Here is a 13,982-nt window from a genome sequence, read left to right on the forward strand (position 1 = left end):
CCTTATCCTCTCACTCACGGTGACCGGAAAACTAACATACTCTCTATAAGGATGTTAGGATGGTCAATGATTGATAATGACGGTAACAAGCATGTTAGACAATGTTTTAAGAATTGCCACACGCCAAAGTCCCCTTGCGCTTTGGCAGGCACATTATGTCAAAGACGCATTGATGGCAACCCATCCGGGACTGACGGTAGAACTGGTGCCGATGGTCACACGCGGCGACGTGATTCTCGATACTCCCCTGGCGAAAGTGGGCGGTAAGGGACTGTTTGTTAAAGAGCTTGAAATCGCGCTGCTGGAAAAGCGCGCTGATATCGCCGTGCACTCTATGAAAGACGTTCCGGTGGCCTTCCCGGACGGTCTCGGTCTGGTGACCATTTGCGAGCGCGAAGATCCGCGCGACGCGTTTGTCTCGAATAAATATCACAGTCTGGACGATCTGCCCGCGGGTAGTATCGTCGGGACGTCCAGTTTGCGTCGCCAGTGTCAACTGGCGGAACGCCGTCCGGACCTCATTATCCGTTCGTTGCGCGGCAACGTCGGCACACGTCTCGGCAAGCTGGACAACGGCGACTATGACGCCATTATCCTGGCCGTGGCCGGTCTGAAACGCTTAGGTCTGGAGTCGCGCATTCGCACAGCCTTGCCGCCCGACGTTTCGCTTCCTGCCGTAGGCCAGGGCGCCGTCGGGATTGAGTGTCGTCTTGACGACGCGCGAACGCAGGCGCTGCTCGCACCGTTGAATCACTCGCAAACCGCGCTGCGCGTAACGGCGGAACGCGCTATGAACACCCGCCTGGAAGGCGGTTGTCAGGTGCCGATTGGCAGCTATGCAGAAATCATCAACGGTGAAATTTGGCTACGCGCGCTGGTTGGCGCGCCGGACGGTTCGGTGATGGTGCGCGGCGAACGTCGTGGTTCTCCCGAGCAGGCGGAGCAAATGGGCATCTCGCTTGCAGAGGAACTGCTGGAAAACGGCGCGCGCGCGATTCTGACGGAAGTTTATAACGGCGAGACGCCCGCATGAGTATTCTGATCACCCGCCCCTCTCCCGCAGGGGAAGCATTAGTGAGCCGTCTGCGCGCACTGGGGCAGGTGGCCTGGAGTTTTCCACTGATTGAATTTGTCGCCGGTCGGGAGCTACCCACCCTGGCCGACCGCCTGGCGACGCTCGCGGAAAACGATCTGGTTTTTGCCCTTTCACAGCACGCCGTCGCCTTTGCTCACGCCCAGCTCCAGCGGGATGGCCGAAACTGGCCTGCGTCGCCGCGCTATTTCGCGATTGGCCGCACCACGGCGCTCGCCCTTCATACCGTTAGCGGGTTCGATATTCGTTATCCATTGGATCGGGAAATCAGCGAAGCCTTGCTACAATTACCTGAATTACAAAATATTGCGGGCAAACGCGCGCTGATTTTGCGTGGCAATGGCGGCCGCGAACTGCTGGGCGAAACCCTGACAGCTCGCGGAGCCGAAGTCAGTTTTTGTGAATGTTATCAACGATGTGCGAAACATTACGATGGCGCGGAAGAAGCGATGCGCTGGCATACTCGCGGCGTAACAACGCTTGTTGTTACCAGCGGCGAGATGTTGCAACGGCTCTGGTCGCTGACTCCCGAGTGGTATCGTGAGCACTGGTTACTACGCTGTCGGCTATTGGTCGTCAGTGAACGTCTGGCGCACCTCGCCCGGGAGCTGGGCTGGCAAGATATTAAGGTCGCTGATAACGCCGACAACGATGCGCTGTTGCGCGCATTACAATAACTCTCATAATGGGATGCCATAATGACGGAACAAGAAAAATCCTCCGCCGTGGTTGATGAGACCAGGGAGAGCGTGGAAACCACGCCACAGCCAGTTAATACCGAGAAAAAAAGTAAGAACGGCGCCGCGCTGGTATTAAGCGCGGTGGCGATTGCGATTGCCCTGGCGGCAGGTATTGGGCTTTATGGCTGGGGGAAACAGCAAGCAACCGCGCAAACGGAAACCAGCGATGCGCTGGCGACGCAACTAACCGCCTTGCAAAAGGCACAGGAGAGCCAAAAAGCGGAGCTGGAAGGGATTATCAAAAAACAAGCGGCGCAGTTAGATGACGCGAATCGCCAACAGGCGGCGCTGGCGAAACAGCTTGATGAAGTACAACAAAAAGTCGCCACTATTTCCGGCAGCGATGCTAAAACCTGGCTGCTGGCGCAGGCTGATTTCCTGGTGAAACTCGCCGGACGCAAGCTGTGGAGCGATCAGGACGTCACTACCGCCGCTGCGCTGCTCAAAAGCGCTGACGCCAGTCTGGCGGACATGAATGACCCCAGCCTGATTACCGCACGACGCGCGATTACTGACGATATCGCCAGCCTGTCATCCGTTGCACAGATCGACTACGACGGCATTATTCTCAAACTCAATCAGCTCTCTAACCAAATCGATAACCTGCGTCTGGCGGATAACGATACCGATGGTTCGCCGATGGATTCAGACAGCAGCGAGCTGTCCAGCTCGCTAAGCGAATGGCGCGTTAACCTGCAAAAAAGCTGGCAGAACTTTATGGACAGCTTTATTACCATTCGCCGCCGCGATGATACCGCCGTACCGCTGTTGGCGCCCAACCAGGACGTCTATTTACGCGAAAATATTCGCTCCCGCCTGTTAGTCGCCGCGCAGGCCGTGCCACGCCATCAGGAAGAAACATACCGTCAGGCGCTGGATAACGTTTCGACCTGGGTTCGCGCTTATTACGATACTGACGACGCCGCGACAAAAGCCTTCCTGGAGGAGGTCGATAAATTAAGCCAGCAAAATATCACGATGGATCTGCCGGAAACCCTGGAAAGCCAGGCGATTCTTGAAAAACTGATGCAAACCCGCGTGCGTAATCTACTGGCGCAACCGACAGTCTCTACGGCAGCGCCTGCCACGCAGACAGACGCTCCGGCAACCGCGCCGCAAGGAGAATAATGATGCTAAAAGTATTATTGCTCTTTGTGTTGTTGCTCGCGGGTATCGTGGTCGGCCCGATGATAGCCGGTCACCAGGGCTATGTGTTAATCCAGACCGATAACTACAACATTGAAACCAGCGTCACCGGCCTGGCGATCATTCTCATCGTCGCTATGGTGGTGCTATTCGCCATTGAGTGGTTGCTACGCCGTCTGTTTCGTACCGGCGCGCACACCCGCGGTTGGTTTGCCGGCCGTAAACGCCGTCGCGCCCGCAAGCAGACCGAACAAGCGCTGCTGAAACTGGCGGAGGGCGACTATCAGCAGGTTGAAAAGCTGATGTCAAAAAATGCCGACCATGCTGAACAACCGGTGGTAAATTATCTGCTGGCGGCAGAAGCGGCGCAGCAGCGCGGCGATGAAGCACGCGCTAATCAGCACCTTGAACGTGCGGCAGAACTGGCGGGGAACGACACCATCCCGGTCGAGATCACGCGCGTGCGCTTACAGCTGGCGCGCAATGAAAATCACGCGGCGCGTCACGGCGTGGACAAACTGCTGGAGGTCACGCCGCGTCACCCGGAAGTTCTGCGTCTGGCGGAGCAGGCCTATATTCGCACCAGCGCATGGAGTTCTTTACTGGATATCATCCCATCCATGGCGAAAGCACACGTCGGCGATGAAGCGCATCGCGCCATGCTCGAACAACAGGCGTGGATAGGACTCATGGATCAGGCGCGCGCCGAGCAGGGCAGCGAAGGATTACGCACCTGGTGGAAAAACCAAAGCCGTAAAACCCGCCATCAGGTGGCGCTGCAGGTCGCAATGGCCGAGCATCTGATCGAATGTGACGATCATGATATGGCGCAGCAGATTATCATTGACGGTCTGAAACGCCAGTATGACGATCGGCTGGTGCTGCCCATTCCTCGCCTCAGAACCAATAATCCGGAACAACTGGAGAAAGTGCTGCGCCAGCAAATCAAGACGGTAGGCGATCGCCCGCTGTTATGGAGCACACTCGGCCAGTCGCTAATGAAACACGGTGAATGGCAGGAGGCGACCCTGGCTTTCCGCGCCGCGCTGAAACAACGCCCGGACGCGTATGATTATGCCTGGCTTGCCGATGCGCTTGATCGACTGCATCAACCGGAAGAGGCTGCCGCCATGCGGCGCGATGGCCTGATGCTGACATTACAGAACAATCCCCCGCAGTAATTCCCTCTTGCCCGGTGGCGCTTCGCTTACCGGGCCTACCGCCTACACAAAATCATTCGGGATGCATAAAAAAACGCCTGCCCGGTTAAGGGGCAGGCGTCAAAACAGGTCTGTATGACAACATAAAGGGGTGCTTCACTCAACGTTGTGTCCAGGGTGTTTGATGAGGCGTAAGCGACATCTGTCAGTGGACGATAAGCACCGTAAACGGCTCTGCATCATTCCTGAGTTTATGAGGCCAGAAGGCGAACATAAGAGATGGAATGAGCATCTACCCGTACATTATTGCACATAACGTGCCATCTTTGCACCGCTAAAAAACAGGCGCAGGCGTTAAAAAAACGTAGAGAATTCACGCGATTGACATCCCCCCGCTGCTGGCGAGGTTTTAGCGTGTCGCCCGGCGGAGACAGAACAGGATGCTTTTTATAAAGTGATTATAAATCAATAGATTATTCGTCACCGAATAGCGACAAATAAAGTCTGGGATATCGCCAATAAACCATAATGGCAACACGTGCGGGATAAGTAGTTGAAAATGAACAGAAAACAAAAAACCCCGCCGAAGCGGGGTTCAAAATTGGTCGGCGAGAGAGGATTCGAACCTCCGACCCACTGGTCCCAAACCAGTTGCGCTACCAAGCTGCGCTACTCGCCGATATACTGCTTTTTTGAATTTTTAGTTCAATTCATTGAGTCGTGGTGCGAGGGGGGGGACTTGAACCCCCACGTCCGTAAGGACACTAACACCTGAAGCTAGCGCGTCTACCAATTCCGCCACCTTCGCGTTTCACAACTCTATATTAATGGGGTGGCTAATGGGATTCGAACCCACGACAACTGGAATCACAATCCAGGGCTCTACCAACTGAGCTATAGCCACCACTGAAACTTTTTACGCGGTATTAAACCACCGCAGCTCAAGCACCTAAATAAATGGTACGCCCGACAGGATTCGAACCTGAGACCTCTGCCTCCGGAGGGCAGCGCTCTATCCAGCTGAGCTACGGGCGCTTAGCGCCGTTGCGGGGGTGGATAATACGGACTTCACACCCCGCTGTCCAGTGCCTTTTTAAATAAAATGCGCGTTTGGTTATGCTTTGCGCATTTTGGCGCTTATTCCCCCACCTTGTGGGCGGTTCCGTGACGATTCAGACCGAAAACTTTGTAGACCAGCGTGACGGCCAGCAGGAAGATGACGCCGACAAACAGCGACATGCGCGTATCTTCATTAAAGTACATGCCGATTAAAACGCAAACCAGAAACGCCATCGTCAAATAGTTCGCCCACGGGAACATAATGGAACGAAAAGGATGATCCGCAATCGCTTCTTTATGCGCCCGACGAAAGCGCAGTTGGCTAATCAGAATGACAAACCACGGCACCATCCCCGGCAGTACGCTGGCGCTATAAACGTAAACAAAGACGCGCTGCGGATTGGGGATGATGTAGTTCAGGCAAGAACCTACCAGCAAAATCAAAATAGAGAGCGCCACGCCCGCGACCGGCACGCCGTGGCGAGAGACTTTCGCGACTGCCGCCGGCAGTTGACGGTTTTTCGCCAGCGCGTAAAGCATACGCCCACAGCTATACATTCCGCTGTTACAGCCGGAGAGCGCCGCCGTCAGCACGACAAAGTTGATAATGCCAGCTGCGGCGGTGATGCCGATTTTCGCGAAGGTGAGCACAAAGGGACTGCCGTTGCTGCCAATCTCATTCCACGGGAAAATGGTGACGATTACGAAAATCGCGCCAACATAAAAAATCAGGATACGCCACAGCACCTTACCCACCGCGCTACGCAACGTCACCTGCGGATTCTTCGCTTCACCGGCGGTAATACCGATCAACTCAACCCCCTGATAAGAAGCCACCACGATACATAATGCGGTCAGAAAGCCTTTCCAGCCGCCGGCAAAAAAGCCGCCATGCTCGGTCAGATTACCAAAGCCAATCGCCTGGCCGCCGTTACCAAAACCGAAGAAAATCACCCCCAAACCGATGATGATCATCACAATAATCGTGGTGACTTTGATCATCGCAAACCAGAACTCGATTTCACCATACAGGCGCACCGCAGCCAGATTCGCCAACGCGACCAGTCCGACGGCAATCAGCGCCGGTATCCACTGCGCCATCTCCGGAAACCAGAACTGGACGTAGACCCCAATGGCGGTAATTTCCGAGATCCCGACCGCCATCCACATAAACCAGTATGACCAGGCGGTAAGATAGCCAAAAAAAGGACTCATATACCGGTGGGCGTACACGGCAAAGGAGCCGGTAACAGGTTCCAGAAAGAGCATCTCCCCCATCGAACGCATGATGAAAAAGACGAACAATCCGGCGATGATATACGCCAGCAGCACTGACGGGCCCGCCCATTTCAGCGTACTGGCGGCGCCCATAAAGAGTCCGACGCCGATGGTGCCCCCGAGGGCAATCAATTCAATATGACGAGCTTCCAGCCCACGCTGTAGCTCCGGTTTTTTCTCTGCCATAAATCCTCATGTCGTGTTTGCAACGGTTCCGGTAGTACCGGTTATTGTTATGGGTACATCGATTGTTGCGAATATTTTCTTAAATTTGGACAAATGGCAAATGGAGCATTAAAAAAATGCACTTATTGTGTAAGAAATCATCGATTATGTTGTAAATGAGCAGCGCCATAAGCACAAGCCGCTGCTCAAGTCATCAGAAGGGAGAATTAGAGATCGCCAGTATAGTGCCAGCGAAGGTAGCGCAGCAGACGCATCTGGCGGGTAATACGCTTCGGTTGAGAAAGCAGACGATACAACCACTCCAGCCCCAGGTTCTGCCATATTTTTGGGGCGCGTTTGACGTGACCGGTAAACACATCATAGGTACCGCCCACCCCCATATATAACGCATAGGGATGCACTTCCCGACAATCGCGCATGAGCAATTCCTGTTTTGGCGATCCCATCGCGACGGTGACAATTTTCGCGCCGCTGGCATGGATACGCGCAAATAGCGCCTGACGCTGCTCCGGCGTAAAGTAACCATCCTGGCTACCCACAATATTGACGTTCCACTGCGTCCGCAGTTTTGCTTCCGTCTGCGCCAGCACCTCAGGCTTGCCGCCGACAAGAAATACCGGCGTGCCTTCTTTCCCCGCGCGCGCCATTAACGCTTCCCAAAGGTCGGCGCCAGCCACACGAGAAACCTGCGCCTGCGGAAATTTTTTACGTATTGAACGCACCACGCTGATGCCATCGGCATATTTAAATTCCGCCGCCGCTATCAACGCGCGGACTTCCGGATTATCTTCCGCCGTCAGCAGCTTTTCGGCGTTGATCGCCACCAACGTGCCTTGCTTCAGTTGTCCATCGGCAAACAGATAATTCAGCGCATGTGACATGTCGCGCCAGCCAATCAGAGGTAATCCACGCAGCGAGTAAAGGGGCGCAGCGGCATTGTTAGTCATAGTTTTCCTTCCACCTGTGCCTGAGGGAGCGAAGTTGTACGTTTATGAATCAGTCCGGCGCTATCAAATAACCAGAACAGAAGCTTAGCGACCAGCAGGCTGGCGCCAAAAACCACCAGGAAGAAAACCACGCGCGAGACAAACGAATCCAGCCCTTCTCGCGCCAGCACAATCATATTAAAGATGGCGCCAAAGCAGAAACTGTGCAGAATCGCCGCCTTATAGCGATTGGGCTCCCGGTTACCCAGTTCATATAGCCAGTCGAACCATTTGATAATCAGCCCGACGACGATCGCGCCGAGCGGAATAAACAGCGCCCCGCCCATGACCACCAGCGATCCGATAAGCGTTGGCGATATCGCCAGGCCAGAATGGTTGTTCAGGACTTCCCAGGTGAAGTAATTCGCAGAATTCAGCACGATACTGGGTCGTCCCGGCCATAACCAGGTGGGAATAAAGACGTAGAAATCACGCACGATAGGGGCCAGCCCCTGAAAATCGATATTGTGGTAATTTTGCAACAGCAGCGCCAGATTCTCCCACGGCGAAAAGGTATCGCGCGTCAGATAAAGAAACGTATAGAACGCCTCATCGCCGCTCACATTTAATCCGTAGCGTTTGAGCGCCAGCCAGAACATACCGACAATCCCCAGCACGCCCGCCGCTGCCAGCATCCACAGGCTGATCCAGCCCCGAATAATGCCGATAAACAGGAAGATAGCAAACGCAATAATGATGTTGGCGCGCGTGCCGCCGACAATCATGTAGGTCAACAGGCCAAACGCGACGGTGCTCACCAGAAAAAACAGCCACGCTTTGCTGTCCTGGCGCAGGAAATAGACCACCAGCATCGCCGGAATGAAGAAATAGAAGAACCGTTTTAACGCCACGCCGGAGACTTCGCTGGAAAAGATCTGGCTGTAGGAGTGCAGCCGGAACAGCAAAAAGCCGTTATGCATAAAGAAAATCGCCACGCTCACCAGCGCGATGCCCATCAGGATCACCCAGGTAAGGTGGGTTTCCACCCGGTTCATGGTAAATAGCGGCTTGCGTGGTACATCCACAACGCGTTTGCGTAAACGCGTTTTATAGGTCACGTAATACACGCCGTAGAAACAGGCGGCGGATAATAGAGCCTGCAATAAGATTTCCGGCGGCGCGACGCCAACGTCGAAACGAAATACCAGCACGCTGGTTAGCGGAAAACCAAAAAAGAAGGTCAACAAAAACAGCAACGAAAAGAAAACGTTGAAGTTAAAACGCACGCGGCGGAATTCAAACCAGGTCAGCGTGGCGATAAACAGCGTAGAGAGCAGCCAGACCACCAGCAGCCCGCTGAATTGCATTAAACTCATTCGGCTTCTCCTGCGGCGACTCTCAACGCATTATGCCACGGTTGCAGGTAGTTGGGGCTAAAGAAGGTGATGCCGCTTTTATCTACCGATGCGAGCTGACGCTGCGCCTCGCGCACGACCTGCTCATTAAGATCGTCCGTGGTAAACAGGACGGGCAGATGCTGTTCCGCCATATCCTGCCAGAAAGGATTGTCGCGATTCAACACGCACGGGATATCGGCCTGAATTAGAAGACACAACGTCCCGATCCCCTGTTGGCGGGCGAAAATAAAATAACCGAGGTCGCACTGGCGCAACAGCGCAAGATAGGCATCAAATTCCATTTTTTCGCTAAGAATTTGTAGATTTTCGGCGCTAAATAGCGCCAGACCGGCCTGACGAACCTCATCAATATAGGCCTGGTTATTGGCCGGATAGCCCATCGGCACCACCACGTTTACCGTATCGCCAAACTGCTGATACACCGCCCGTAACGCCGCAATATGTTGGTTACTGCGATCGCCGGAGTTCCCTACTAAAATGGTCAATTTCCCCGCACGTTGGCGCTCTTTTGCCATAGCATTCAGGGAAGGATCCATGCGCGTCGGGAAATAGAGCAACTCGCCACGTACGCCCGGGTGCTGGCGCGCAAAATAGCTGAGATCGCCGCGCGTCGCGAATACGCACCCTACCCGCCCCTGCGCGATACGACGAAGCGGGTAGAAAAGGCGGAATTTCAGCCCGTTGGACACTTCGTAGAGATCCGCGCCCCAGATATGCCAGTAAAACTGAGCTGGCTTAATACCGCCGCTTAACAGCGCCAGCCACAGGCTGGTGTTGAACTGACCGTGAAAGAAGAATCTCTGTCGACGATTTGCTTTCGCTTTGGCGATGACCGCCTGCGCCAGCGCTTTCTTACTGCCATAAAAACGAAGCGAGAGCGCCGGGCAGCTTTCCGTGAAGCCGTTATCTTCGCCGACAACCATAAATTCGCGCGCGTGCTCGCTTGTGGCGGCCAGCGTATCATTGAAAAACCGCAGCACGGTGTGGTTATGGTGAGGGATATCCGATCCCAGGACGTGAATCAGTACAGTCATGCTCGCCTACGCCAGAGTAAAAATACGCCACAACAAAGTGAAAAATAGACAATATAGGTGGCCATATAAGCCTGTGCCGCACCCAGCGCGCCGTGAGCGGGAATCAGCCAGTGAGCGAACGCCGTTAACAGAATGAACTGGCTAATTTCGGCCAGAATGTAAAATCGCAACGACGCTTTGGCAATCACCAGATAACCGAAAACATAGGCGCCGACTTTCAGCACGTCGCCCACTAACTGCCAGGCGAACAGATCGCGCATCGCGGTGAATTTAGCGGAAAAAAGCAGCCAGATAGCAAAATCGCGCAGTAGCCAGACGGTAAAACTCGCCGCCGCGACCGCCGGTAAAACAAATTTCAGCGCTTTTACCACTTCACGCGTAATGTCCTGTTTTTCCGTCAGGCGTGAGAGCGTGGGTAACAGGTAAACGCTGAAGGAGGCGGTGATAAATTGCAGATAGGCGTCAGAAATACTGCTTACGCCCTGCCAGATCCCGACATCGCTCCAGCTATAGTGCGCGGCCAGTTGGTTTCGCATCATCACATAGGCGACCGGCATCGTAACGGAGGTAATCAGCGCCATCAGGGTAAATTTACTGAGCTGCCCTGCCAGACCGTTGTTCCAGGAGGGCTTGAGATAGCGTAGCGGGACGATGCCGCGCTTAATCAGTATTATACCGGCTGGCACTACCACCAGCGCCGGCACCAGCGCCAGGCCAAGCAGAGCACCTTCATAGCCGCCGACACGGTAGCAGAGATACCAGGCGGCGACGCCCAAAAAGCTGCCGACAATTAACGATAAGGCATTACCCGACGCGTCACGAAAGCCCTTCATTAGCGCCAGCAGCAGGTTCGCCCAGGCGATCCCCATTTGTACCAGCGCAACCAGACGCACCAGCCCTTGATAGTCCGTATGACCGAACAATCCCTGGCTAATCGGCGCCGCCGCCAGCAGGAAGACCAGCGCCAGCAGCGTAGAGAACCCCAATACCATCGCGGAGGAGGTTCCCACCACGGTACGTAACTGCGCCGGGTCATCATGATGTTGTGCGACGAGTTTGGTAACGCCGTTAAATATCCCGGCGCCAGCCAATACGCCCAGCACGGTGATCATCTGGCGGAAGTTACCCGCTTGTCCGACGCCCGCCGGACCAAAAGAGACGGCCAGTAGTTTCACCACCAGCAGTCCGGCGCCAATTTTTACCAGCGTACTGACCGCCGTCCACAGGGAGGCTTTAGCAAGCGACATATCAGGAGAAATAATTTAGCAAGGTAGTAATCACCGTTCGTTGATCGACGGGCGCAAGGTTATAAAACAGCGGCAGACGCAACAAACGTTCGCTCTCTTTTGTGGTGTAGACATCGTCCCCGATAAACTCGCCGAATTTATCGCCCGCCGGACAATCATGCAGCGGAATGTAATGGAATACCGCCATGATTTCCGCCTCTTTCAGGAAATTAATCAGCGCGCTGCGATCGGCGATATCCCGCAGTTTGATGTAAAACATGTGGGCATTATGCCCGCAGTTTTCCGGAATAGAAGGCAGCTCGATACGCCCGGCGCGCGCCAGCGGCGTTAACGCATCGTAGTAAGTCTGCCACAGCGACAGACGCTGTTGATTGATACGATCGGCGGCCTCCAGTTGCGCCCACAGGTAGGCAGCCTGCAGATCGGACATCAAATAACTGGAGCCGATATCCCGCCAGGTGTATTTGTCCACCTGACCACGGAAGAACTGGCTGCGGTTGGTGCCTTTTTCGCGGATGATCTCCGCGCGTTCAATCAGCGTACGATCGTTGATCAGCGTCGCGCCGCCTTCGCCGCCAGCGGTGTAATTTTTGGTTTCATGGAAGCTAAAACAGCCGATGTGACCGATCGTTCCTAACGCGCGCCCTTTGTACGTGGACATCACGCCCTGGGCGGCATCCTCGACAACGAACAGATTATACTTATCCGCCAGCGCCATGATGACATCCATTTCACAAGCGACGCCAGCGTAGTGTACCGGCACGATAGCGCGGGTTTTATCAGTAATTGCCGCCTCAATCAGCGTTTCGTCAATATTCATCGTATCCGGACGAATATCGACAAACACAATTTTCGCGCCGCGCAGGACAAAAGCGTTAGCGGTGGAGACAAACGTAAAGCTCGGCATGATCACTTCATCGCCGGGCTGAATATCCAACAACAGAGCCGCCATCTCCAGCGACGCGGTACAGGAAGGCGTCAGCAACACCTTCGCGCTGCCGAAATGTTGCTCCAGCCACTGCTGGCAACGGCGCGTAAAGCCGCCGTCGCCGCACAGTTTGCCACTGCTCATTGCAGACTGCATGTATTCGAGTTCGGTTCCCACCACCGACGGCGCATTAAAAGGAATCATGTTGTCACCTGTATAACCAGTATGCAGTGCTTTCGATGTTGGCACCGCTTTGTATGTAACGTTTAAGCGCGGCGGTGTTGCCCAACTGGGTCGCCACCCGCAATGTTGCTTTGCCGCGACTCTGCGCCCAACAGATCGCCGCCTGCATAAGTTCCGCTCCCGCGCCGCGTCCGGCCAACAGGCCAATGCGCGCGTCGGTATCATTCAATTCCCGCAGCGAGACGTAACCGCGGATAGCGCCTGTCTCTGTGCGAAGCACCAGGCATTGGTGATCAAACGTGCCGCGTACCGCATTCTCAATCCACTGGGCGTAAAAACGGGCGCTGGCGTCGGGCGCATACCACGGCGCGCGAAAACGACTCTGCGTAAACGCCTCTCCGGCCAACTGACGCAAAGCAGGAATGTCCGTAAGGTGTGCAATTTCCGCGCCATGCTGGTCGCTATGCCCTTTTACCGGCAACGCAAAATCCACTTCGCCTTCAACCAAAGAGAATCCCAGCGATTGCAACGCCGACAGCCAGGCGATGTTTTCAGCCGGCACTTTTACCTGCACGCGTTGCCACGCCTGCAGCACTTCTGGCGTTAATTCGGGCGCTGAGGCATCGATACGCACAATGCCGCTATTCACGCCAAAGAACGTATTTTCCCAGAGTAACGGTTCAATACTGGCGCGGACGGGCACGGAGCAACTCCAGTAAATATTGGCCATAGCCGGTTTTTTCAAGCTGACTGGCGGCGCGTTTCAAACCATCATCATCCAGCCAGCCGTTGCGCCAGGCAATCTCCTCCAGACAGGCAATTTTGAAGCCCTGGCGCTTTTCCACCGTCTGCACAAAAGTGCTCGCCTCAATCAGACTGTCGTGGGTGCCCGTATCCAGCCAGGCGAAGCCGCGGCCCAGCAGTTCAACAGTCAGCTTACCTTCCTCCAGATACATCTGGTTGATAGAAGTGATCTCCAGCTCGCCACGCCCGGACGGTTTCACGCGCTTCGCATACTCGACGACCTTGCTGTCATAGAAATAGAGGCCGGTGACCGCCCAGTTAGATTTAGGCTGTTTCGGCTTTTCTTCCAGCGAGAGCGCGCGAAAATCATCGTCAAACTCCACGACGCCAAAGCGTTCCGGGTCCATGACCTGATAGCCAAATACTGTAGCGCCTTCGGTACGCGCCGCGACCTGACGGAGTTTGGGGCTAAAACCCTGACCAAAAAAGATATTGTCGCCTAATACCAGGCATGAGGGTTCACCGTTGAGGAACGTTTCGCCAATGATAAAGGCCTGCGCCAGCCCGTCCGGACTGGGCTGTTCGGCATAGTGTAAATCGATACCGAACGCTGCGCCGTCACCCAGCAAACGCTGAAAGTCGCGTTTATCCTCCGGCGTGGTGATGATCAAGATCTCACGAATGCCCGCCAGCATTAGCACCGATAACGGATAGTAAATCATCGGTTTATCGTAGACGGGCAGAAGCTGCTTTGATACGCCGCGCGTAATGGGATGCAACCGGGTACCGGAACCTCCCGCCAGAATGATGCCTTTCATTCGTTTCTCCTCCAGGAGTAAG

The 13,982-nt window shown here is 54.8% G+C and carries 12 protein-coding genes and 4 tRNA genes; 4 read left to right on the plus strand and 12 right to left on the minus strand.

The features are described 5' to 3' along the window. The first annotated feature begins 91 nt into the window (after positions 1-91). From hemC to hemY, 4 genes are read left to right on the plus strand one after another with little or no spacing between them, the layout of a single operon-like run. The gene (gene hemC, locus ACLD3P_RS19275; protein WP_001521319.1) at positions 92-1,033 is read left to right on the plus strand and encodes a hydroxymethylbilane synthase; all 942 of its coding nucleotides are present in this window, start codon (positions 92-94) and stop codon (positions 1,031-1,033) included. Beyond that, the gene (hemD, locus tag ACLD3P_RS19280) at positions 1,030-1,770 is read left to right on the plus strand and encodes a uroporphyrinogen-III synthase (protein WP_000025490.1); all 741 of its coding nucleotides are present in this window, start codon (positions 1,030-1,032) and stop codon (positions 1,768-1,770) included. Before hemC ends, hemD begins: the two co-directional genes overlap by 4 nt. Positions 1,771-1,791: 21 nt before the next feature. Further along, complete coding sequence (hemX, locus tag ACLD3P_RS19285; RefSeq protein WP_000138961.1) at positions 1,792-2,961, plus strand: uroporphyrinogen-III C-methyltransferase; 1,170 nt, start codon at positions 1,792-1,794, stop codon at positions 2,959-2,961. A 2-nt stretch (positions 2,962-2,963) separates the two neighbouring features. After that, positions 2,964-4,160 (plus strand): protoheme IX biogenesis protein HemY, encoded by a 1,197-nt coding sequence (hemY, locus tag ACLD3P_RS19290; RefSeq protein ID WP_001546072.1) that lies wholly within the window; start codon positions 2,964-2,966, stop codon positions 4,158-4,160. 581 nt (positions 4,161-4,741) lie between these two features. Here hemY and ACLD3P_RS19295 read toward each other — a convergent pair. The 12 genes from ACLD3P_RS19295 to rfbA all read right to left on the minus strand — a co-directional run bounded on the left by ACLD3P_RS19295 (position 4,742) and on the right by rfbA (position 13,960). Beyond that, positions 4,742-4,818, minus strand: a tRNA-Pro gene (locus ACLD3P_RS19295). Positions 4,819-4,860: 42 nt separating this feature from the next. Next, positions 4,861-4,947, minus strand: a tRNA-Leu gene (locus ACLD3P_RS19300). Between the two features lie 20 nt (positions 4,948-4,967). Next, a tRNA-His gene (locus tag ACLD3P_RS19305) sits at positions 4,968-5,043 on the minus strand. Between the two features lie 54 nt (positions 5,044-5,097). Next, positions 5,098-5,174, minus strand: a tRNA-Arg gene (locus ACLD3P_RS19310). Positions 5,175-5,276: 102 nt separating this feature from the next. Next, on the minus strand, positions 5,277-6,662 hold the full coding sequence (gene thrP / locus ACLD3P_RS19315; RefSeq protein WP_000818378.1) for a bifunctional threonine/serine APC transporter ThrP: 1,386 nt from the start codon (positions 6,660-6,662) through the stop codon (positions 5,277-5,279). 206 nt (positions 6,663-6,868) lie between these two features. After that, positions 6,869-7,609: a lipopolysaccharide N-acetylmannosaminouronosyltransferase gene (wecG, locus tag ACLD3P_RS19320; RefSeq protein ID WP_000183622.1), complete on the minus strand. Its 741-nt coding sequence runs from the start codon at positions 7,607-7,609 to the stop codon at positions 6,869-6,871. Beyond that, complete coding sequence (gene wzyE, locus ACLD3P_RS19325) at positions 7,606-8,964, minus strand: ECA oligosaccharide polymerase (protein ID WP_000055605.1); 1,359 nt, start codon at positions 8,962-8,964, stop codon at positions 7,606-7,608. The genes wecG and wzyE overlap by 4 nt, the downstream gene beginning before the upstream one ends. Next, on the minus strand, positions 8,961-10,040 hold the full coding sequence (locus tag ACLD3P_RS19330) for a TDP-N-acetylfucosamine:lipid II N-acetylfucosaminyltransferase (protein WP_131046856.1): 1,080 nt from the start codon (positions 10,038-10,040) through the stop codon (positions 8,961-8,963). Before ACLD3P_RS19330 ends, wzyE begins: the two co-directional genes overlap by 4 nt. Continuing rightward, positions 10,037-11,287, minus strand: a complete 1,251-nt coding sequence (gene wzxE, locus ACLD3P_RS19335; protein ID WP_131046857.1) for a lipid III flippase WzxE — start codon at positions 11,285-11,287, stop codon at positions 10,037-10,039. The genes ACLD3P_RS19330 and wzxE overlap by 4 nt, the downstream gene beginning before the upstream one ends. Before the next feature lies 1 nt (position 11,288). Next, positions 11,289-12,419: a dTDP-4-amino-4,6-dideoxygalactose transaminase gene (gene rffA / locus ACLD3P_RS19340; protein WP_131046858.1), complete on the minus strand. Its 1,131-nt coding sequence runs from the start codon at positions 12,417-12,419 to the stop codon at positions 11,289-11,291. Positions 12,420-12,423: 4 nt separating this feature from the next. Continuing rightward, positions 12,424-13,101: a dTDP-4-amino-4,6-dideoxy-D-galactose acyltransferase gene (gene rffC, locus ACLD3P_RS19345; RefSeq protein ID WP_131046859.1), complete on the minus strand. Its 678-nt coding sequence runs from the start codon at positions 13,099-13,101 to the stop codon at positions 12,424-12,426. Continuing rightward, complete coding sequence (gene rfbA, locus ACLD3P_RS19350) at positions 13,079-13,960, minus strand: glucose-1-phosphate thymidylyltransferase RfbA (RefSeq protein ID WP_000676077.1); 882 nt, start codon at positions 13,958-13,960, stop codon at positions 13,079-13,081. Before rfbA ends, rffC begins: the two co-directional genes overlap by 23 nt. Positions 13,961-13,982: the final 22 nt, after the last annotated feature.

The organism is Salmonella sp. 741265073_HBA (assembly GCF_046569105.1).
Classification (GTDB): Bacteria; Pseudomonadota; Gammaproteobacteria; order Enterobacterales; family Enterobacteriaceae; genus Salmonella; species Salmonella enterica.